Source organism: Streptomyces sp. NPDC048436, assembly GCF_043200355.1.
In the GTDB taxonomy this organism is placed as follows: domain Bacteria; phylum Actinomycetota; class Actinomycetes; order Streptomycetales; family Streptomycetaceae; genus Streptomyces.
Genome location: NZ_JBICXP010000002.1, coordinates 340,788 through 361,449 on the forward strand (window position 1 = coordinate 340,788; position 20,662 = coordinate 361,449).

The 20,662-nt window shown below is 71.6% G+C and carries 21 protein-coding genes; 19 read left to right on the top strand and 2 right to left on the bottom strand.

The annotated features are described in order from the left end of the window. The first annotated feature begins 22 nt into the window (after nt 1-22). The 4 genes from ACGFX9_RS08105 (at nt 23) to mtnB (ending at nt 3,040) form a co-directional block, all read left to right on the top strand. On the top strand, nt 23-1,030 hold the full coding sequence (locus ACGFX9_RS08105) for an LLM class flavin-dependent oxidoreductase (protein WP_393466582.1): 1,008 nt from the start codon (nt 23-25) through the stop codon (nt 1,028-1,030). Nucleotides 1,031-1,101: 71 nt separating this feature from the next. Then, nucleotides 1,102-1,686 (top strand): cupin, encoded by a 585-nt coding sequence (locus tag ACGFX9_RS08110; protein WP_361834158.1) that lies wholly within the window; start codon nt 1,102-1,104, stop codon nt 1,684-1,686. Continuing rightward, entirely contained in the window at nt 1,683-2,426 is a 744-nt protein-coding gene (gene mtnC / locus ACGFX9_RS08115; protein ID WP_393466584.1) for an acireductone synthase, read from the top strand. Before ACGFX9_RS08110 ends, mtnC begins: the two co-directional genes overlap by 4 nt. Beyond that, nucleotides 2,423-3,040, top strand: coding sequence for a methylthioribulose 1-phosphate dehydratase (gene mtnB, locus ACGFX9_RS08120; RefSeq protein ID WP_393466586.1), 618 nt, complete (start codon nt 2,423-2,425; stop codon nt 3,038-3,040). Before mtnC ends, mtnB begins: the two co-directional genes overlap by 4 nt. 105 nt (nt 3,041-3,145) lie before the next feature. On the opposite strand, the gene mtnA is transcribed toward mtnB, so the two are convergent. Further along, nucleotides 3,146-4,186 carry an S-methyl-5-thioribose-1-phosphate isomerase gene (mtnA, locus tag ACGFX9_RS08125; protein ID WP_393466588.1) on the bottom strand — a complete coding sequence of 347 codons (1,041 nt, stop codon included), beginning with the start codon at nt 4,184-4,186 and terminating at the stop codon, nt 3,146-3,148. Nucleotides 4,187-4,509: 323 nt separating this feature from the next. Between mtnA and ACGFX9_RS08130 the strand changes: the two genes are divergently transcribed. From ACGFX9_RS08130 to ACGFX9_RS08165, 8 genes are all read left to right on the top strand, one after another. Then, the gene (locus tag ACGFX9_RS08130) at nt 4,510-5,568 is read left to right on the top strand and encodes a BMP family ABC transporter substrate-binding protein (RefSeq protein ID WP_393466591.1); all 1,059 of its coding nucleotides are present in this window, start codon (nt 4,510-4,512) and stop codon (nt 5,566-5,568) included. Then, complete coding sequence (locus ACGFX9_RS08135) at nt 5,552-7,114, top strand: ABC transporter ATP-binding protein (protein WP_393466594.1); 1,563 nt, start codon at nt 5,552-5,554, stop codon at nt 7,112-7,114. Before ACGFX9_RS08130 ends, ACGFX9_RS08135 begins: the two co-directional genes overlap by 17 nt. Nucleotide 7,115: 1 nt before the next feature. Then, complete coding sequence (locus tag ACGFX9_RS08140; protein ID WP_393466597.1) at nt 7,116-8,207, top strand: ABC transporter permease; 1,092 nt, start codon at nt 7,116-7,118, stop codon at nt 8,205-8,207. Then, nucleotides 8,204-9,100, top strand: coding sequence for an ABC transporter permease (locus ACGFX9_RS08145; protein WP_393466599.1), 897 nt, complete (start codon nt 8,204-8,206; stop codon nt 9,098-9,100). Before ACGFX9_RS08140 ends, ACGFX9_RS08145 begins: the two co-directional genes overlap by 4 nt. Further along, nucleotides 9,097-9,879, top strand: coding sequence for a purine-nucleoside phosphorylase (locus ACGFX9_RS08150; protein ID WP_393466602.1), 783 nt, complete (start codon nt 9,097-9,099; stop codon nt 9,877-9,879). The genes ACGFX9_RS08145 and ACGFX9_RS08150 overlap by 4 nt, the downstream gene beginning before the upstream one ends. An 82-nt stretch (nt 9,880-9,961) precedes the next feature. Beyond that, entirely contained in the window at nt 9,962-11,350 is a 1,389-nt protein-coding gene (locus ACGFX9_RS08155) for an amidohydrolase (protein ID WP_393466605.1), read from the top strand. A 2-nt stretch (nt 11,351-11,352) separates the two neighbouring features. Continuing rightward, the gene (locus ACGFX9_RS08160) at nt 11,353-11,964 is read left to right on the top strand and encodes a sulfite oxidase-like oxidoreductase (RefSeq protein WP_393468282.1); all 612 of its coding nucleotides are present in this window, start codon (nt 11,353-11,355) and stop codon (nt 11,962-11,964) included. A 40-nt stretch (nt 11,965-12,004) separates the two neighbouring features. Further along, entirely contained in the window at nt 12,005-12,760 is a 756-nt protein-coding gene (locus ACGFX9_RS08165) for an FAD-binding oxidoreductase (RefSeq protein WP_393468285.1), read from the top strand. A gap of 88 nt (nt 12,761-12,848) precedes the next feature. Here the strand turns inward: ACGFX9_RS08165 and ACGFX9_RS08170 are convergent, their stop codons facing one another. Beyond that, nucleotides 12,849-14,228, bottom strand: coding sequence for an MFS transporter (locus tag ACGFX9_RS08170; RefSeq protein WP_393466607.1), 1,380 nt, complete (start codon nt 14,226-14,228; stop codon nt 12,849-12,851). 307 nt (nt 14,229-14,535) lie between these two features. Between ACGFX9_RS08170 and ACGFX9_RS08175 the strand changes: the two genes are divergently transcribed. Genes ACGFX9_RS08175 through ACGFX9_RS08205 form a run of 7 tightly spaced genes read left to right on the top strand, consistent with a single transcriptional unit; the run spans nt 14,536 to nt 20,653 of the window. Beyond that, nucleotides 14,536-16,023, top strand: coding sequence for an aldehyde dehydrogenase family protein (locus ACGFX9_RS08175; RefSeq protein ID WP_393466609.1), 1,488 nt, complete (start codon nt 14,536-14,538; stop codon nt 16,021-16,023). Between the two features lie 23 nt (nt 16,024-16,046). Further along, nucleotides 16,047-16,985: a VOC family protein gene (locus ACGFX9_RS08180; protein ID WP_393466612.1), complete on the top strand. Its 939-nt coding sequence runs from the start codon at nt 16,047-16,049 to the stop codon at nt 16,983-16,985. After that, a complete protein-coding gene (locus ACGFX9_RS08185; RefSeq protein ID WP_393466615.1) occupies nt 16,982-17,779 on the top strand; it encodes an aspartate dehydrogenase domain-containing protein in 798 nt (265 codons plus the stop codon). Before ACGFX9_RS08180 ends, ACGFX9_RS08185 begins: the two co-directional genes overlap by 4 nt. After that, the gene (locus ACGFX9_RS08190) at nt 17,776-18,579 is read left to right on the top strand and encodes an alpha/beta fold hydrolase (protein ID WP_393466618.1); all 804 of its coding nucleotides are present in this window, start codon (nt 17,776-17,778) and stop codon (nt 18,577-18,579) included. Before ACGFX9_RS08185 ends, ACGFX9_RS08190 begins: the two co-directional genes overlap by 4 nt. 14 nt (nt 18,580-18,593) lie before the next feature. After that, a complete protein-coding gene (locus tag ACGFX9_RS08195) occupies nt 18,594-19,115 on the top strand; it encodes a cupin domain-containing protein (RefSeq protein WP_393466622.1) in 522 nt (173 codons plus the stop codon). After that, entirely contained in the window at nt 19,108-19,848 is a 741-nt protein-coding gene (locus ACGFX9_RS08200; protein WP_393466626.1) for an SDR family oxidoreductase, read from the top strand. Before ACGFX9_RS08195 ends, ACGFX9_RS08200 begins: the two co-directional genes overlap by 8 nt. Nucleotides 19,849-19,867: 19 nt before the next feature. Beyond that, on the top strand, nt 19,868-20,653 hold the full coding sequence (locus tag ACGFX9_RS08205; RefSeq protein ID WP_393466629.1) for an SDR family oxidoreductase: 786 nt from the start codon (nt 19,868-19,870) through the stop codon (nt 20,651-20,653). The last annotated feature ends 9 nt before the right edge of the window (nt 20,654-20,662 follow it).

The following is a 20,662-nucleotide window of genomic DNA, read 5'->3' on the forward strand; positions in this document are numbered from 1 at the left end:
AGGCCGCGGGGAGAGTGGATCCATGAAGTTCCAGGTGCTCTCGATCATCGGTCATGCCCCGCACCCGCTGACCGGTCAACTCCCCACGTCCGCCGATCGGTTGGCGGACGTGATCGAGGTCGGCGTGGCCGCCGAGCGGCTCGGCTACGACGCGTACGCGGTGGGCGAGCGGCACGCGGGCGCCTTCCTGTCGTCGAGCCCCACGGTCGTGCTCGGCGCGCTCGCCGCGCGGACCACCCGGATCAAGCTGCTCACCGGCGTCACCGTCGTGGCGATCCTCGACCCGGTGCGGGTCGCCGAGGACTATGCGACGCTCGATCAGATCTCGCGCGGCCGGATCGAGTTGGTGATCGGCAAGGGCGCGGAGGCCGGTCATTTCGATCTCTTCGGGCTGGACGAGGAGCGGCAGTGGGATCTGCAGAAGGAGAAGTACGAGCTCCTTCGCCGCCTGTGGAGCGAGGAGAACGTCGACTGGGAGGGCGAGTTCAGGCCCGCTCTCAAGGACGTGACGACGGTGCCGCGCCCGTACGCGGGCCTGCCGCGGATCTGGCACGGGTCGGCCACCTCCCTCAACTCCCCCGATCTGGCGGCCAAACACGGGGACCCGCTCTTCACCGCCAACGCCATCCAGCCGCGCGCCGCGTACGCGAAGCTGATCGCGCACTACCGCGAGCGGTTCGAGGAGTACGGGCATGATCCGGCGGGCGCCCGTGTCGCGGCGGGCTCGGGCGGGCTTCTGATCGCGGACTCCGCGGAGCAGGCGGTCTCGCGCTACCGCGAGCTGTACGAGGCGAAGGTGCGCCAGAGCAAGGCGATCGCCGACGGGCCGCAGCTCATCGGCTCCCCTCAGCAGATCATCGACAAGATCCTCGGCTACCACGAGGTGTACGGACACGACCTGCAGTCGATCACCGTGGACGGCTTCGGCCTGGAGCGCGGCGAGCAGATCGAGACGCTCCAGCGGTTCGCACAGGAGGTCGCACCGGTGGTCCGCCGGGCCGCGCCGTCCACCCTGTGGGACGGCGCGTAAGCGCGGCTGACCTCTGCTGACCTGGGAGTTACGATCCCCCGTACCCACCTTGTCCCCTTCTGGAGCGAGCCATGACCCTCCTGACGACCTGGCCGGAGTCCGGCCCCGAGACCGTCGTACGCCGCACCGCGGACCCGGTCGAGATCGCCGCCGCGCTCGCCCCTGTCGGCGTGCGCTACGAGCAGTGGCCGGTGCGCGAGGACGTGCCCGCCGACGCGGACAGCGACACCGTCTTCGCCGCGTACCGCGCGGAGATCGACCTGCTGAACGCCGAGGAGGGCTTCCGGACAGTCGACGTGGTCGGGCTGCACCCCAGCGACGACCCCGAGTGGCCCGAGAAGGCGAAGGCGGCCCGGCAGAAGTTCCTCGCCGAGCACACGCACGACGACGATGACGAGGTGCGGTTCTTCGTCGCGGGCGCGGGCATCTTCTATCTGCACGTGGGCGGCGAAGTGCACGCGGTCTACTGCGAGAAGGGCGATCTGCTCGGGGTGCCGCGTGGCACGACGCACTGGTTCGACATGGGTACGTCCCCTTCGTTCACGGCGATCCGCTTCTTCCACGAGGAGGACGGCTGGATCGGCACGTTCACGGGCAGCCCGATCGCGGACCGCTTCCCGGACTTCGACGCGATCCACGCGGGATACGCCGCGTGACGGTGGGGCCGGGGCCCGACGTGGACAACGTGGACGCCGTGGACGCCGTGGTGCTCGATATCGAGGGCACCACGAGCGCCACGGGGTTCGTGGTGGATGTGCTGTATCCCTACGCGCGCGAGCGCTTCGGGGCGCTGCTCGCCTCGCGGGGCGACGAGCCGCAGGTGGCGCGGGCCGTCGCGCAGGTGCGGGATCTCGCCGGTGAGCCGGACGCGGATGCCGGACGGGTGGAGAAGATCCTGGGCGAATGGGTCGACGCCGACCGCAAGGCGACTCCCCTGAAGACGCTTCAGGGCATTCTCTGGGCGGAGGGCTTCGCGCGGGGCGAGCTGGTCTCGCACTTCTACCCCGAGGTGATCGAGGTGCTGCGCGGCTGGGCAGCGGACGGGGCGCGGTTGTACGTGTACTCGTCCGGGTCCGTCGCGGCCCAGCGGGCGTGGTTCACGTACTCCCCCGAAGGCTCCCTGATGGAGCTCGTGAGCGGTTTCTACGACACCGAGAACGCGGGCCCCAAGCAGGAGGCGGACTCCTACCGGGCCATTTCGGCCGCGATCGGTGTTGCCGCGGGCCGCACGCTCTTCCTCTCCGACCGGCTCGGGGAGCTGGACGCGGCCAGGGAGGCCGGGTGGCGGACCGTCGGGGTACGGCGGGCCGGGGAGCCCTATTTCGCCGCCGGGGTCGGCGGACATACGGAGGTTTCGGCCTTCGATGAGATCAGCTTTGCTAGGAGCGTTCGATGAGTTCGGCGAGTGACACCGTCACTGTTCTTGACCTGGAGGAGGCCGGCGCCGTCCTTGCCGCCGAGGCCGCGCGCTTCGCGTCGTTCGGATGGATGCGGGGAACCTCCGGGAACCTGTCCGTGGTCCTCTCGCGTACGCCGCTTCAGCTCGCCGTGACGGCGAGCGGTCGCGACAAGGGTGAACTGACGTCCGCGGACGTGGTGTTGACGGACGCGTCCGGTGCGGCGCTCGGTGCGGGGCGGCCCTCTGCGGAGGCGGCGCTGCACGCTCGGGTGGCCGCGCTCACCGGGGCCGGGGCCGTGGTGCACGTCCATACCGTGGCGTCGGTGGCCATGGGGCATCGGAAGCCGGAAGGCGTGGCGTTCCGGGACCTGGAGATGCTGAAGGGGCTCGGGCATCCGACGCATGAGGTGGCTGTGACGCTGCCGGTCATCGAGAACAGCCAGGACATGGGGGTGCTGGGGGATCGTCTTGAGGCGGCGCTTCAGCCGGGGATGCCTGCGGTTGTTGTCGCTGGGCATGGGCTTTATGTCTGGGGGGCGGATCCTCGTGAGGCGCGGCATCGTACTGAGGTGGTGGAGTGGTTGCTGGAGCTTGAGCTGACGCGGGGCTGAATTTCCCCAACCCCGCCCCTTCCCGAAAACCCGCTCGGCGCGGGGGCCTTGCCTGCCGCCATCACCGGCTTCGCCGAGTTCGTCCTCAAACGCCGGACGGGCTATCTATGGCAGCTCCCCCGCCGACACCTCCCGCACGCCCCGCTCCGTCACCAGCGCCGTCACCAATGACCCCGGCGTCACGTCGAAGGCGGGGTTGTGGCCACGCGACTCCGCCGGGGCAGTCCGTACCCCTCCCCACCCCAACACCTCGTCCTCGCCCCGCAGTTCGATGTGGATGTCCGCGCCCGTGACCGTGGCGAGGTCCACCGTCGTGGTGGGCGCCGCCACCACGAACGGGATCCCCGCGTACGCGCACGCCAGCGCGATCCCCACCGTGCCCACCTTGTTCGCCGTGTCGCCGTTCGCGGCTATCCGGTCCGCGCCGACTATCGCCGCGTCCACCTCGCCCCGCAGGATCGTGCCCGCCGCGGCCCCGTCCGCCTGGACGAAGTGTGTGATTCCCTCCTGGGCCAGCTCCCACGCGGTGAGCCGCGCGCCCTGGAGCAGGGGGCGGGTCTCGTCGGCGTACACGGATTCCAGGCGGCCACGGCCGTGCAGTTCGCGGATGACGCCAAGCGCCGTGCCCCAGCCCGCCGTGGCGAGCGCGCCCGTGTTGCAGTGGGTGAGGATCCGCAGCGGCCGGTCCGTGGGCAGCCGCTTGACCAGCCAGTCCGCCCCGTACGCGCCCATCGCGTGGTTCGCCGCCAGATCCTCCCGCACGATCGCGTCCGCCTCCGCGAGCACCGCGGACAGACCGGCGTCGACAAGCGGGGCCACCCGGTCCACGCACACCATCAGGTTCACGGCGGTCGGCCGCGCCGCACGGATGCGCGCGACCTCCGCGTCGAGGCGTGCGCGGTCCCAGCCCTCGCGCTCGCCCTGTGCCATGGCGAGCGCGACGCCGTAGCCACCGGCCGCGCCGATCGCGGGCGCACCGCGGACCACGAGCCGCACGATCGCGTCGATCAGCTGGTCGACGTCTGTGACGTCGAGCCGATTCAGGGCGTGCGGGAGCGCTGTCTGGTCGATCAGGGAGAGGGCTGGTGTGTCGCCGCCCTCCACAGCCGCCTGCCACTGGACAGCACGCAGTTCCTGGCTGCTCATGGGTGTTCAACTCCGGGAGAATAGGGGCGTTTCCGGCCATGCGGGGAGAGGTGTCGTCACCGTACCTGACGTGCTCGAACCATATTTCGAGACGTTCGTACGGCTGTCCGAAATCCGGTGTTACCCTCACCGCCATCCAGGACGGATCGACCCACGGTGCGAGGAGGACGGCCATGAAGACCCAACGCTGTCCCGCCGTGACCGACGGCCGCCGAATGTGCCGCTGTTGTCGCTGAGCGACTCCGCTCCGCACGTCCGACCTCCCCCGCCACCGCCTGGGCTCCCAGGCTCCTTCGAGAAGGCGCTCCCGTATGTCCCTGCGCATGTCGCTTCGCATATCCCGTCGTACGTCTCTTCGGCTGTCCTCGCTCGCCGTCGGCGCCGCCCTTCTCGCCACCGGCTGCAACGCCGCCGCGGAAAAGGGCGGTTCGGACGGCGACGGCGGATCGGGAGCCAAGGCGTTCACGCTGGTCACGCCCGACCCCGTGGCGCAGAACGAGTTCCTCAAGCTGGCCGTCAGCGGGGTGAAGTCGGCGGCGAAGGCGCAGGGCGCCAAGGCGCCGAAGGTCTTCCAGAGCAGCGATACCTCTTCCCAGCAGCAGAACGTGCAGTCGGCCGTGGACTCCGCGCCCGATGTCATCGCACTCGTCGGGTTCGAGTTCGCCGACATCGCCGCCCAGCAGGCCGAGGCGCACCCCAAGCAGCAGTTCCTGCTCGTCGACGCGTGCACGAAGAAGACGTACAAGAACGTCACCTGCGCGGTCTTCCGCGAGCACGAGGCGGTCTACCTCGCGGGCGCCGAGGCCGGGCTGCTCACCAAGAGCAAGAAGGTGGGCGCCGTCGACGTCCTCGACACCTCACAGTTCCGCCGCTACAGCGAGCCGTTCGCGGCCGGTGCGAAGAAGGTGAAGGCGGGGGTCAGCTCCCGCACGCTCTTCGTCGGCGGGCAGTCGCCCTTCAACGACGCGGCGCGCGCCAAGGACCAGGCGGCGACGCTCGGTTCCGGCGGGGTCGACCAGGTGATGGCGGCCGCCGCGGGCGGCAACACCGGTGTCTTCCAGGCCGCGAAGGACAAGGGCTTCGAGGCGTACGGCGTCGACGCGAACCAGTGCCTGGGCAACCCGGGGGTCGTCGTCGACAACGTACTGAAGAAGACCGATGTCGCCGTCGAGAAGGGCATCGCGCAGATCCTGACGGGCAAGGGCGGCACCACGGTGTCGTACGGCCTCAAGGAGGGCGGCATGTCGCTGACCGGTCTTGAGCCCGGCGTCGCGGACTCCAAGTGCCTGATCGCCGGCCACAAGGACGTGCTGAAGCGCGTCGAGTCGCTGCGGGACGAGATCGTCGCGGGGAAGCTGAAGGTCAATGACCCCGCGGCCTGAGTCCACCGTCGCTCCCCCCGCCGTGGAACTCCGCGGCATCACCAAGGAGTACCCCGGCACCCTCGCCAACGACCGGGTGGACCTGACCGTCGCGCGCGGTGAGATCCACGCCCTGATGGGTGAGAACGGCGCGGGCAAGTCGACGCTGGCGTCCGTCCTCTACGGGCTGCGGCGGCCGGACGCCGGGCAGATCCTGCTCGACGGGCGCGAGGTGACCTTCGCGAGCCCCAGCGAGGCGATCGCGGCGGGCCTCGGCATGGTGCACCAGAGTTTCAAGCTCTTCCCGTCCTTCACGGTCGCCGAGAACGTCGTGTACGCCGCCGAGCCGCGCCGCTTCGGTCTGATGGACCGGGCGCAGGCGCTGCGGCGCGTGGCTACGCTCGCCGATGAGCACGGGCTCGCGGTGGACCCGGCGGCGAAGGTCGGGGACCTCCCGGTGGGGGTCCGCCAGCGCGTGGAGATCCTCAAGCTGCTCTACCGCGGCGCCCGTACGCTGATCCTCGACGAGCCGACGGCCGTCCTGACCCCGGCGGAGGCCGACAGCCTGTTCGGCGTCCTGCGCTCCCTCGCGGACGACGGGCGCACGGTCCTCCTCGTCACCCACAAGCTGCGTGAGGTGATGGAGGGCAGCGACGCGGTGACGGTCCTGCGGGACGGCCGGGTCGCGGCCCGGATGCGGACCGCCGACACCAGCGCGGACGAGATCGCCGCGGCGATGACCGGGCGGGCCGTGGAGCTGGACCGCGTGCATCCGCCGGGTGCGCCGGGCGGCGAACTCCTGTCGGTCGAGTCCCTGTCGACGGACGCGGTGCGCGAGGTCTCGCTGACCGTCCGCGCGGGCGAGATCGTGGGCATCGCGGGAGTGGCGGGCAACGGCCAGAGTGAACTCGTCGAGGCGATCGCCGGGTTGCGTCCGCTCTCCCGCGGACGGGTCACGCTCTCCGGTCAGGACATCACGGACGCGTCGGCCGCGGGGCGCCGCGCGGCGGGTCTCGCGTACGTCCCCGAGGACCGCGTGGCGGTCGGCACGGCGCCGGCCGCGACGATCGCGGAGAACCTGGCGATGGGCCACCATCGGGGGCACGGCCTCCTGCGCCCTTCCTGGCTGCGCGAGCACGCACGGGTCCTGATCGAACGCTTCGGTATCAAGGCGGCCTCGTCCCGTCACACGGCGGGCTCGCTGTCCGGCGGCAACCTGCAGAAGCTGGTCATCGGCCGCGAACTCGCCCACGAATCCCCCCTGTTGATCGTCGAGCAGCCCACCCGGGGCGTCGACATCGGCGCCGTCCAGACGATCCACGACCAGCTGATCGCCCACCGGGACGCGGGCCACGCGATCCTCCTGGTCTCCGCCGAACTGAGCGAGATCCGCGGCCTTTCGGACCGTGTCCTGGTGATGTACGAGGGCCGGGTGGCCGCGGAGTACGCCCGCGCGGACGCGGACGAGCGAACGCTCGGCCTCGCCATGGCGGGCGCCACAGCCCGGTCCGGGGTTCCGTCTCCCCGCGAGAGCGATCGGCCCGTCCCGTCGAAGGAGGCCCCCTGACATGGGCGCCGTGATCCGTTCCCTCGGCGGCCGGAGCCTGCGCTCCCCCGCCCTGCACTCCGTCGTCGCCGCCGTCGTCGTCGGCGCGCTCTTCCTCGTCGGGACGGGGGCCGACCCCGTCGGGGCGTACGGCTCCGTCGTCAGCGGCGCCCTGGGGCCAGACGGCATCGGGTCCACGCTCACCACCGGGACCGGCATCATCGGGCTCGCCGTCGCCCTTGCGATCCCCATGCGGGCGGGGCTGCTCAACCTGGGCGGGGACGGGCAGTTGGTGCTCGGCGGGATCGCCGCCGCCACCACCGGGCTCTACTCGCCGCTGCCCGCGCCCCTCACCGTCGTCGCCGCGCTGCTCGCGGGGATGGCGGCAGGCGCGGCCTACGCGGCGCTCGCCGCCGTGTGCCAGAACCGGTTCGGGGTGCCGCTGCTCGTCAGCAGTCTGCTGCTCGGGTATCCGGCGATGTCCTTCGCCTCCTACCTCGCGCGCTTCCCGCTGAAGGAGGACGGGTCGAGCCTTCCGCAGACACGGCGGCTGCCCGACGGGGTCGAGCTGCCCGCCTTCGGTTCTTCGACCGTCACCGTCGGGCTGCTCCTCGTGGCCGTCGCCGCCGCCGTCTTCGCGTTCACCGACGCCCGCACCGCCACCGGCTACGAGATCCGCATGACGGGCCTCAATCCGCGCTTCGCCGCGTACGCGGGGGTCGACAGGCCACGGCTCACGCTGCGGCTCATGGCGCTCTCCGGCGCCGTCGCGGGCCTGGTGGGCGCCATCGGCGTACTCAGCTTCCCCTATCGCTTCATCGACGGGTCGCTCACCGCGGCCGGGCACACCTGGACCGGCCTCACGGCAGCACTCCTCGCCGCGGCGGCGCCCGTAGGGACGGTGTTCGCCGCCCTGTTCTTCGCGGCGCTCGAAGTGGGCGGGCTCGCCATGGAGCGCACCACCGAGGTTCCGCGCGAGCTGACGCAGGTCTTGCAGGCCGTCGTCATCGTCTTCCTCGCGGCCCGGCTCAACCTGACGTGGCGGCGGGCCCGGAAGAAGCCCGCGGAGCTGCCCGACGACACGAACGACGTGAAGGAAGTGAGCGTGCGATGAGCATCGACTCCGCGCTGTTCCACTCGGCGCTCCTCGCCCTCACCCCGATCCTCCTCGCCGCACTCGGCGGTGCGATCTGCGAGCGTGCGGGTGTCTTCAACATCGGTCTCGAAGGCATGATGCTGATCGGCTGCTTCAGCGGCGTGGCGGGCAGCTGGTTCACCGGGAGCGCCTGGCTCGGTGTGGTGTTCGCAGCCCTCGCATCGGCGGCGTACTCGATGATCCTCGCCGTCGGGACGATCAGTCTGCGCGGGGACGCCGTCGTCCTCGGCGTCGCGCTCAACCTCCTCGCGGTCGGTCTTACCGGGTTCCTGCTGCGTACGGTCTTCGGCGTGCAGGGCACCTTCTCCGATCCGGAGTTGGCCGGTCTCGACGGCATCGACATCCCGTTCGCCGGGGCTGTTCTCTCCGGGCACTCGGCGCTCGTGTACCTCTCGTGGGCGGCCGTCGCCGTGGCCGGGGTGTTCCTGGCCCGCCATCCGTGGGGCCTTCGCCTGCGCGGCGTCGGCGAGGCGCCCGACGCGGCGGCGACGCTGGGCGTCAGCCCCGCGAAGTACCAGTACGCCGCCGTGCTGACATCGGGTGTCCTGTGCGGCCTCGCGGGCGCCCAACTCGCGCTCGGCAACGTCACGTTGTTCTCGGAGAACATGACGGCCGGGCGTGGTTGGATCGCCGTGGTGGCCGTGATGCTGGGCCGCGCCCTGCCGCTCGGCGTCCTGCTCGCCGGGCTGCTCTTCGGCGTCGCGGAGGCCGTCGGCTTCCGTCTCCAGGGGCTCGGCATGCCGCAGCAGGCGACCGACGCCGCCCCGTACGTGGTGACCCTGGCCGCCCTCTTCCTGTCCACGGCGCGCAGGCGCCGCCGCAAGCAGCCCCTGGTAGGAGCACCCTCGTGACGACCGATGCCCGTACGCCCCTCGACGCGCTGCCCATCACCCGCGTCCCCCGCACCGGCCTGCCCACCCGCGCGGTCGTCGTCGGCGACCCGGCGCGCGCCGGCTCCGTCGCCGACCTCCTGGACGACGCGAAGGAGGTGTCGTACCACCGCGAGTACCGCACCTTCACCGGCAGTTGGCAGGGCACCCCGGTCGTCGTCGCCTCGCACGGCGTCGGCGCCCCCGGCGCGATCCTCCTCTTCCAGGAGCTCGCGGAGGCGGGCGTAAGCACCATTCTGCGGCTCGGCACGGCGGGCGCGATCCGCCCCGGCATCCGCGACGGCGACCTGGTCATCGCGGACGCGGCGGTACGCGACGACGGCGTGACCCAGCAGCTGATCCCCGCCGAGTACCCTGCGTTCGCGACTCCGGAGGCGGTCATCGCGCTCCAGCGGGCCGCCCGCGCGGCCGAAGCGCCGTACCACCGCGGTGTGGTGTGGACGCGGGCCGCGTTCCAGCCGGGCTTCCTGCCGCTGCCCGGCGAGGCGTACGCGGCGGCCGGGATCGCGGCCATCGAGATGGAGCTCTCGGCGCTGCTCGTCTTCGCCTCCACGCACGGCCTCACGGCGGGCGGCGCGCTCGTCATCGACGGGGCCAACGCCGACGAACTCGTCGACGAGGAGGCACCTTTCTCGACAGGCGGGTACGACCCGCACCGCGATGTGGTGGCCGAAGGAGTCGGCCGAGGCGCCCGGATAGCCTTGGACGCGCTTCGTCTCCTTGCCGCCACGGAGCACTGATCCTTGCCGCCATGAAGCACGGATCCTTGCCGCCATGAAGCACTGAGCAGACACCTGAACGACGTTGTGGAGAACGGAACCGATGCACCCCACTGACCTGCCGGCCCAGGACCGGGGCGGCTCCATAGATCTCCTGGTCCACGGCGGCGACGTCCTCACCGTCGACGCGTCGGGCACCGTCGTGAAGGACGGCGCCGTGGCCGTGCGCGACGGGCGGATCGTCGAGGTCGGTCCGGCCGAGCGGCTGCGCGCCGCCTATGAGGCCGCCGAGGAGCTGGACGCCCGTGACTGTCTCGTCCTGCCGGGTCTGATCAACACGCACACCCACCTCGCGATGACGCTGTTCCGCGGCATCGCCGACGACGTCACGCTCCAGGGCTTCCTGGCCCGGGTGATCCCGGCCGAGGCGGAGGGACTCTCGCCGGAGACGGTGCGGGCGGGCATCGAGGGCGCGATCGCCGAGTCCGTACGGGGCGGGGTCACCGCCGCGCTCGACATGTACTGGTTCCACGAGGCTGCCGAGGCCGTCGCCCGCGACGCCGGGTGGCGGCTGCTGACAGGACCCACGTTCATGGACGTGCCGGGCCCGCCGGACGGGCGCCCCTATGCCGACCGGCTCGGCTGGGCGGCGGCGGACCTGGCCGCCCGCACCCCGGCACCGGGCACACGCCCGGTGCTCTTCGCGCACTCCGCGTACACCCTGGGGCCCGAGCAGCTCACGGCGATCGCCGCGCTGGCCCGCGAGCACGGCGCGCTGCTTCACCTGCACGCCGCCGAGAACGCGGGCGAGGTGGAGACCGTCATCGAGCAGCACGGGATGCGTCCCGTGGAGCTGCTCGACTCGCTCGGCGTGCTCGGCCCGGACACGCTGCTCGCGCACGCGGTGGACCTCACGGACGGCGAGATCGAGACCATCGCCCGCACCGGCACGTCGGTCGCGCACTGCCCCGTGTCGAACCTGAAGCTTGGCTGCGGCATAGCGCGCGTCCCCGACCTGCTCGACGCGGGTGTCACGGTGGGCCTCGGCACGGACGGCGCGGTGAGTTCCAACACCCTCGACCTGCTCGGCGCGGTGAAGGTCGCGGCGCTCGTGCACAAGGCGGGCGGCGACCCGACGGCGGTCGGCGCCGAGCAGGCCGTGCGCATGGCGACCATCGAATCGGCGCGGGCCCTTGGCCTCGGCGACCAGCTCGGCTCGCTGGAGCCCGGCAAGCGCGCGGACCTGATCGTCCTCGATCTGGCACGGCCGCACCTCACACCCCGGCACGACCCGTGGTCGATGCTGGCGTACGCCGCGACCTCCTCCGACGTCCGGGACACCGTGGTCGACGGCCGGGTGCTGATGCGGGACCGTACGCTGGAGACACTGGACGAGCGGCGCGCGCTGCGCGCTCTGCGGGACGCGGCGGACTCCGCGGCGGTCGGCCTCACCAGCACCACCAGCACCTCCGAAGTGGCAAGCAACGTATGACCATCGAACCCACCCGCGGCTTCACCGGCCGCGCCCGTGCCGCCGACCGCGACCCGCGGCTGCCTCCCGGGCAGTACGACGCGGCCGACGGCTGGCCCGTCCTGTCCGCCGAGGTGACGCCCGCCCTCACGGCCGAGGACTGGACGTTCCGCGTGGACGGGCTCGTCGCCTCCCCCCGCACCTGGACCTGGGACGAGGCGCACGCACTGCCCCCCTCGGAGTACCGCGGGGACATCCACTGCGTGACCAGCTGGTCCAAGTTCGGGGTGCGCTTCGGCGGGGTGAGCCTGGACACGTTCCTGGCCGCCGCCGGGCCGCGCCCTGAGGCCACGCACGTCGTCGCGTACTCGCACACGGGTTACACCACGAACCTGCCCCTCGCCGATGTGACGGGCGGCAAGGCGTGGATCGTCTGGGAGTACGGGGATGGCCCGCTGCCTCCCGAGCACGGCGGCCCGGCGCGGCTGATCGTCCCGCACCTCTACTTCTGGAAGAGCGCGAAGTGGATCGCGGGGCTGCGGCTCCTGGACCACGACGAACCGGGGTTCTGGGAGCAGAACGGCTATCACCACCGGGGGAACCCGTGGCGGGAAGAGCGGTACGCCGGTGACTGAGAACGTGGCCGAGAACGTGACTGAGAGCGTGACCGAGAACGTGACCGAGACCTTCGTGCCGCCCACGCGGTTCGCCGTGCCCGGCCGGATCGCGGTGAGCAATCGCGCGGCTTCCGTCTGGCAGCGGGCGACCGTGGTGGAGGTCCGCCGGGACAACGCCGCCGGAACCGTCTCGACCTTCCGGCTGAAGGTGGCCGACTGGCAGGGACATCTGCCGGGCCAGCATCTGATGCTGCGGCTCACGGCGCCCGACGGTTACGTCGCCCAGCGCCACTACTCGATCGCCTCCGCCCCGGCTGACGCGATCGAACGCGGCGAGATCGAGCTCACCCTGGACCACGTGCCCGGGGGCGAGGTGTCGGGGCATCTGCACACGGTCGCCCGTGTCGGCGACGTGGTCGAGGTGCGCGGACCGCTCTCCGGCTTCTTCGCGTGGCCCGGTGACCGTCCCGCGCTGCTGCTCGGGGCGGGCTCGGGCGTGGTGCCGCTGATGTCGATGCTGCGGCATTGGCGTCGGGGCGGGAGCGCGGTGCCGCTGCGGCTTCTCGTGTCGGCGCGTACGCGTGAGGATCTGATCTACGCGGATGAGTACGGCGACGAGACGACGGTGGTCCTCACGGGTACGCAGGGCCGACTGAACGCGGGGCACCTGGCGCCGTTCCTCGGCCCCGCGCAGCCCGTGGGTGGCTGGGAGGCGTATATCTGCGGGTCGAACGGGTTCGCCGAGCATGCGTCGCGGCTGCTGGTGGCCGGGGGCCAGCGGGTTGACCGGATCCGGATCGAGCGGTTCGGGTAGCGCTGGCCCCTGGGCTTTGAGCAGCGTTTATCACCGGCTTCGCCGAGTTCGTCCTCAAACGCCGGACGGGCTGATAACTCAGCCCCGCCTACGGCGAAACCTCCTCCAGCCGTCGCCCCGCCGTCTCCTCCGCCCCCACCGCCGCCACCACGGAACCCACCAGCGCCACCGCCCCCAGCATCACGAACACCGTGGACACGTTCCCGCCGGCGTACACGACGCCCACCACGATCGGGCCGAGGATGACGCCGAGGCGGTTCATCGCCCCGCCCATGCTGCTGCCGAGCGCCCGCATCCTCGTGGGGAACAGCTCGGGTGTGTACAGGTAGAGGCAGATGTTCGAGCCGAAGAAGAAGACCGCGGCGAGCGAGGTCCACACCAGGACCTGGACCGGCGTGCCCGCGCCGACGGCCGCGAGGGCCACCAGCATCACCGCCGCACCGCCCAGGCAGCCGGTGATGACCTTCCGGCGGCCGAGCCGGTCGACCGTGAGCGCGGCGACCAGACAGCCGAGGAGTCCGGCGCAGGACGTGACCGTCGAGTAGAGCAGCGCGTCCGAGAGGGTGAGGTCGTAGCGGTTCTGGTAGATCGTCGGGAGCCAGGACGTGATCCCGTAGTTGACGAAGTAGCCGGTGAACCAGAGCACGCCGATCACCAGGGTGCGGCGGCGGTAGCGGCCGGTGAACAGACCGCGCAGCCCGGAGGCGGATTCTCCGGGGGCGGCGACGGGGAGCGCCTCGGGGACCGGTGGGAGCGGCTTTCCGGTGATCCGCTCGACCTCCGCCTCGATTCCGGTCATCACCTCGGCGGCCTTGTCGGCCTGTCCGTGGTCCGCCAGCCACCGGGGTGACTCGGGGACCTTCCGCTGTACGAGGATGCAGAGCAGGCCGGGCAGCGCCGCGAGCACGTACATCCAGCGCCAGCCGAGGATGGGCACCACCCAGGCCGCGACCAGGGCGCCGACCGTGAGACCGGCGGGGAACACCAGCTCGTAGAGGAGGACGAAGCGGCCACGCTGGTGGCTGCGGGTGATCTCGGCGATGAACGTGGCCGCCACCGGGACCTCACCGCCGATCGCGAGGCCCTGGAAGAACCGCAGGGCCATGAAGGCGTCGGGCGAGGTGGCGAAGGACAGGGCCAGGTTGGCGACGCTGGACAGCGCGATGCACAGCGCGATGACCTTCACCCGGCCGATCCGGTCCGCGAGCCGCCCGGAGAGCAGCGCCCCGATCAGCATGCCGATCGAGCCGACGGTGAGCAGCAGCGTCGCGGCGGACGTGCTCAGGTCCCACTCGTGGCGCAGCTCAGGCAGGGCGTAGGCGATCAGGAGCTGGTCGAAGGCCTCGAAGAAGGTGACCGCGCCCACGATGAGCCGGACGGTGACGTGCCAGCGGCACAGAGGGAGCCGTTCGAAGCGGGCGGCTATGGCGGCCCGGACCGCTCGGTCCGGGGAAGCGTCGATCGTCATGCGGGTACTCCGCTGCTGAGGGGGCGGGGGCGGGGACGAGCAGGAGGGCAGGGACGAGCGGCGCGAACGCGCCGGGCGACGGAGTCTGGGGAAACCCGAGCCAAGGGGCGGGTAAGCGCAAAGTTTCTAAGCGCTTAAGTTGTACCGTCCCGGCACCGGAGCACGTCAAGAGCCTCCGCAGGGGAAATCGTCGAAGGCCACTCTTCGGTGGGGTCTTGCGCTCCAGATATTTAAGCCCTTAGATTTCTAGCGCTTACCGAAGTGTGTTGAGCGCCCCACCCAAGTCACGTTCCGCAAGGAGGCCCCCATGCCCCGCATCCCAGCCGACGAAGCCCTCATTGCGGGCGAGTGGCGACGCGGCGCGGGCGCACCGGCCGACACGGTCGACCCGGCGACGGGCCGGACCCTGACAGCCGTCCACGCGGTCTCGCTCGACGAGGTGGCCGAAGCGGCCAAGGGGGCGGCAGAGGCCGCCGCCGACCCCCGCTGGCGTGACCTCCTGCCTCACTGTCGCTCCCAACTCCTGCACCGCATCGCCGAGTTGATCGACGATTCCGCAGAAGACCTCGCCGCCCTGCAGACCGCCGACACCGGCAAGGCGCTCACCGAGACCCGCGCCCTGGTGGGCAGCGCGGCGGCCACCTTCCGTTACACGGCCGCCGCCCTGGAGACCGCGGAGGAGGCCATCACGCCCTCGCGCGGCGACTACGTGACGATGAGCGTGTACGAGCCGGTCGGCGTCGTCGGCGCGATCAACCCCTGGAACTCCCCCATCGCCAGCGACGCCCAGAAGCTCGCCCCGGCCCTCGCGGGAGGCAACGCGGTCCTGCTCAAGCCCGCCGAGTGGACGCCACTCGTCTCCCTCGCGCTCGGCCGCCTGATCAGCCGAGCGCTCCATGAACTCGGTCTCCCCGCAGGCCTGTTGTCGGTACTTCCCGGCCGCGGCAGCATCGTCGGGGACGCGATCGTGCGCGATCCTCGCGTCGGCAAGGTCACCTTCACCGGCGGCACGAGCACCGGCCGTACGCTGGCGCACGCGGCGGCCGAGAAGCTGATGCCGGTCTCCCTCGAACTGGGCGGCAAATCGCCGACGGTCGTCCTCGCCGACGCCGACGTCGAACAGGCCCTGGCCGGCGTGATGTTCGGCGTCTTCTCCTCCAGCGGGCAGTCCTGCGTCGCGGGGTCACGGCTCTTCGTCGCGCGTGAGCTGTACGAGGAGTTCGTCGGCGAACTCGTGGAGCGCGTGGGGAAGTTGCGGGTCGGACCCGGCACGTCCCCCGATACCCAGGTCGCGCCGCTCGTCCACCACAAGCACCGGGACTCCGTCGCCTCGTACGTCGATATCGCCCGCGAGGAAGGCGCGCGGGTGCTGTGCGGCGGGGGCGTGCCGGAGGGCGCGGAGTACGGGGACGGGGCGTACTACCTGCCCACTGTCCTGGACGGCCTGCCCAACTCCTCGCGCACCTGCCAGGAGGAGATCTTCGGGCCCGTCCTGGTCGCGCTGCCCTTCGACGACGAGGAGGACCTCGTGCGGCAGGCCAACTCCAGCGTCTACGGCCTGGCCTGCGGCATCTGGACCCGCGATCACCGGGCCGCCTGGCGCATCGCGCGCCGGGTCGAGGCGGGCACCGTCTGGATCAACACCTACAAGCAGTTCAGCATCGCCACGCCCTTCGGCGGCATGAAGGAGAGCGGTCTCGGCCGGGAGAAGGGCCGCGACTCCATCCGCGCCTACCAGCGCCAGAAGTCCCTGTACTGGGGCCTCTCGGACGCGCCGCTCCCCTGGGCCAACTGATCCCCGTACTTCTGGAGAAGGTCATGCCTCAACCCCCCGTCGCACGGCTGCGCGCCCTGCGCTCCGTCGAACTGCTCACGCCTTCCTTCACCGAGGCCGCCGATTTCTACCAGGAGGTCTGGGGTCTTGAGACCGTCGAGTCCGAGCGCGGCGCCGCCGCCTGGCTGCGCGGCACCGGCGCCGAGCACCACGCCCTCCAGCTGACCCGCGCCGACCGCACCGGGCTCGGCAGGATCTCCTTCGCGGTGGCCACGCCCGGCGAGGTCGACGAGGCGGCGCGGCGGCTCATCGCCCGGGGCATCACCCCGGTCACGGGCCCCGGCCCCCTCGACCAGGTCGGCGGCGGCTACGGCCTGCGCTTCACCGACCCCGAGCACCGCCTGATCGAGATCAGCGCGGAGGTCCACGCGGTCCCGCCACGCGGCCAGGACGGTGCGGTGCCGGTCGGTGTCACACACGCGGTGCTCAACACGGCGGACATCGACGCCTCCGTGGCCTTCTACCGCGACGTCCTCGGTCTTCGCGTCTCCGACTGGTCCGAGCACCAGATGGCGTTCCTGCGCTGCAACGCCGACCACCACTGCATCGCCTTCAACCAGGCTCAGTGGGCTTCCCTCAACCACGTGGCGTACGAGATGAGTTCGGTCGACCACTTCATGCGAGGCCTCGGCCGGCTCAGGCACCACGGGATCACCCCGCAGTGGGGCCCCGGTCGGCACGGCCCCGGCAACAACACCTTCTCCTACTTCACCGACCCCTCCGGCCTCGTCTGCGAGTACACCTCCGAGGTCGCGCAGATCGTCGAGGACGCGTGGATCGCCAAGGTGTGGCGGCGGGTTCCCGAGCTGTCCGACCTGTGGGGGACGGCGGGCCCGCCGTCGAAGGAGATCCGCTGCCACATGGCGGGCTCTCCCGACCCCGGCCCCCTCTCCCCCGCCCGCCCCCTGGAGGTTCAGGCATGAGCAGCGTACGCAAGGTCGGCATCGTCGGCTGGGGCGCCATCGGCCGGGTGGTCGGCACGGCACTGGCCGAACAGCGCGTCTCGGGGGCCGAGTTGACCTGCCTCGTCGACAACCGTCCGCTCGGTGAGAGCGCCCCCGCTCCGCAGGTCTCCTTCGACGAGGCCCTGGAACTCTGCGATCTCATCGTGGAGGCGGCGGGCCAGGGAGTCGTACGGGAATGGGGCGAGCGCGTCCTCGCCTCCGGCACCGATCTGCTGATCGCATCGACCGGCGCGCTCACCGACGAGGAGCTCTCCAAACGGCTCCTGTCCGCCGGGCCCGGACGCGTGTACTTCACCTCGGGCGCGGTCGGCGGTCTCGACCTGCTCCAGGCGGTGCGTTCCCTCGGCCCCCTGGACGAGGTCAGGCTCACCACCACCAAGCTGCCCGCCACCCTCGAACAGCCGTGGATGGGCGCGGAGTTGCTGTCCCGGATGCGGACGGCGACCGGCCCGGTCGAGGTGATGTCCGGGACCGCGCGCGACGTCCCGGTGAAGTTCCCCAAGTCGACGAATGTCGCGGCCTCGGTCGCCCTCGCCGTCGGCGACCTGGACGCTGTGCGGGTCCAGGTCGTCGCCGATCCGGGCGCCCACCGCACGCGGCATGTCATCGAGGCGTCCGGCGCGCACGGGTCGTACCGCTTCGAGGTCGCGCATCTGCCGGACCCGGGCAACCCTGCGACCAGCCAGGTCGTGCCGTACGCGGTCCTTCGCAGCCTCGCGGCGCTCGCCGGGCGGACGGGGCAGATCCTGTGACCGCCCCGGCCATCCATGTGGAGGAGGCGGGCAGTGAAGGGCCGCTGCTGCTCTGTCTGCACGGCATCGGCTCCTCGTCCGCCGCCTTCGCACCGCAGCTCGCCGAGCTGTCCGCGTACGTGAGGGTGGTGGCCTGGGACGCTCCCGGGTACGCCAAGTCGTCTGACCCCGAAGGCCCGTTGGACCTGGACGGCTTCGCCGACACGGCGGCCCACCTCATCCGGGAGCGCGGCGCGAGCGCCCATGTGCTCGGTGTCTCGTGGGGCGGGGTGATCGCGCTGCGGCTCGCGGCCCGGCACCCCGGTCTCGTCGACTCGCTGATCGTCGCGGACTCCAGCGCCGGGTCCGGCACCGATCCCGCGAAAGCCGACGCCATGCGGCAGCGGGCCGCCGAGCTCGCGGAGCACGGGCCGCGGGAGTTCGCCGAGCGGCGCGGGCCCCGGCTCGTCTCGCCGGACGCGCCCCCTCAGCTCGTCCGGCGGGTCGTCGACACCATGGCGGCGTCCGTGCGCCTCCCCGGATACGCGTACGCCGCCGAGTCCATGGCCGGCGCCGATCTGCGCCCCGAGATCCCCCGCATCAGCGCTCCCGCCCTCGTCCTCTGCGGCGAGAAGGACCGGGTCACCGGCGTCGAGGCCTCCCAGGCCATCGCCGGGGCCCTGCACAAAGCGGCCTACGTGATCGTCAAGGACGCCGGTCACCTGGCCAACCAGGAGCAGCCCGGGGCCTTCAACGCCTGGGTGCTCTCGCACCTCCGCATCACCGCCCACATCCCTGAGCAATCCCTGAGCAATCCCTGAGTAGGAGCCTCCCCATGCCTCTGACCACCACCGAGTACGACAACGGCGGCGACCTCGGCAAGTACACCGACTCCCTGATCGCCACGAAGGAGTCCCGCGTCGCGGACTTCGACACGCTCTCCTTCCAGGAGAAGGCGGGGCCCCAGTACCGTCGCGGGCAGATCCGTTACGTCGGCTCCGGGGCGACCGGCAACCACGAGAGCGACAGCCGGATCCTGCCGTCCGGCGGCTTCACCTTCTCCAACATGCTGCTTCCGCCCGGCGCCGAGGGGCCCGAGCACACCCACCACGACGTCGAGGAGGCCTTCTTCGTCCTGGAGGGGCAGGTCAAGGTGGGCATCCACCGGGGCGCGGGCGAGGCCGAGTACCGGACGCTCGGCTACCGCGACATGATCGTGGTGCCCGCGGGTGTGGCGCGCTCCCTCAAGAACGAGGGCGACACCGACGCGCTCTTCTGCGTCGTCATCGGCACCCAGAAGCCGCAGGTCCCCACCTACCCCGAGCACTCGCCGATGCACGGCGTCACCCGTGACTGACGTCGCCTCCGTCGTCGTCACCGGGGCGGGCCGTGGCCTGGGTCTGGCCATGGCCCGCCGGGTGGGCGAGGACGGCTTCCGGGTCGTCGTCGCGGAGGTGGATCCCGGGCTCGGAGAGCGGGCCGTCGCGGAGCTCCGGGCCGAGGGGTGCGACGCGCACTTCGTGCGGTGCGATGTGGGCGACCCCGCTTCGGTGGGGCAACTCGCCGCGCAGGTGAGTGACTTGGGGTCGCTGTACGGCCTGGTCAACAATGCCGCGCTCGCCAACGGCGTCGGCGGCAGGGAGTTCCAGGACATCGACGTCGCGGTGTGGGACCGACTGATGGCGGTCAACGCCCGCGGCCCCTGGCTGGTCGCCAAGGCCCTGCATCCGCTCTTCGCCTCCCCGAGCCGCATCGTCAACATCGCATCGGACGCGGCGCTCTACGGCTCTCCCCGGCTCGCCCACTACATCGCCTCCAAGGGCGCGGTCATCGCGCTGACGCGGGCGATGGCACGCGAGCTGGGCGAGAAGGGCATCACCGTGAACGCGGTGGCGCCGGGTCTCACCGAGTGCGAGGCCACCGAGGGCGTCCCGGCCGAGCGTCACGACCTCTACCGGGGCCACCGGGCGATCTCCCGCCCGCAGCAGCCGGACGACCTCGTCGGGCTCGTCTCCTTCCTCCTCCGCGAGGAGTCCCGCTATCTCACCGGACAAGTGATCGCCGTCAACGGCGGCTTCACGATGAACTGACGTACAGGAGCGATGAGTTATGGATCTGGGCCTCGCCGACCGGACCGTCCTGGTCACCGGCGGCAGCTCGGGCGTCGGCCTGGCCACGGTCCGCGCCCTGCTCGACGAGGGTGCGCGCGTCGCCACCTGCGGACGTGACGCCGAACGGCTCGGCAAGGCCGCGGCCTCGCTCGGCGGCGGCGACCGGCTGCTGACGGGCGTGTGCGACGTGCGGGACGCGGACGCCGTACGGGAGTTCACGCGGCACGCGGCCGACACCTTCGGGTCGGTGGACGGGCTCGTCAACAACGCGGGGCAGTCCCGTATGAAGGGCCTCGACGAGTCGACCGCCGACGACTGGCGCGATGAGCTGGAGCTGAAGTTCGCGGGCGTCCTCAACCCCCTGCACGCGGCCCGCCCGCACCTGGCGGCGTCGGACGCGGCGAGCGTCGTCAACGTCAACGCCGTCCTGGCCAAGCAGCCCGAGCCCCGCCTCATCACCACGAGCGCGGCCCGCGCGGGCATCCTCAACCTCTCCAAGTCCCTCGCCACCGAGCTCGCCCCGGAGGGCATCCGCGTCAACTCGGTCTGCCTCGGCCTCATCGACACCGGCCAGTGGACCCGGCGCCACGCGGCATCCGGCTCGGGCCTCGGTTACGAGGAGTGGCAGGCGGAGCTCGCAGCGGACCGCGGGATCGCGCTCGGTCGGCTCGGCCGCGCGGAGGAGGTCGCGTACGCGATCGTCGCGCTGCTCTCGCCCCGCGCCTCGTACACCACCGGCACCAGCATCGATGTCTGCGGCGGCGTCGGCCGCGGCATTCTCTGAGGAGTTCCC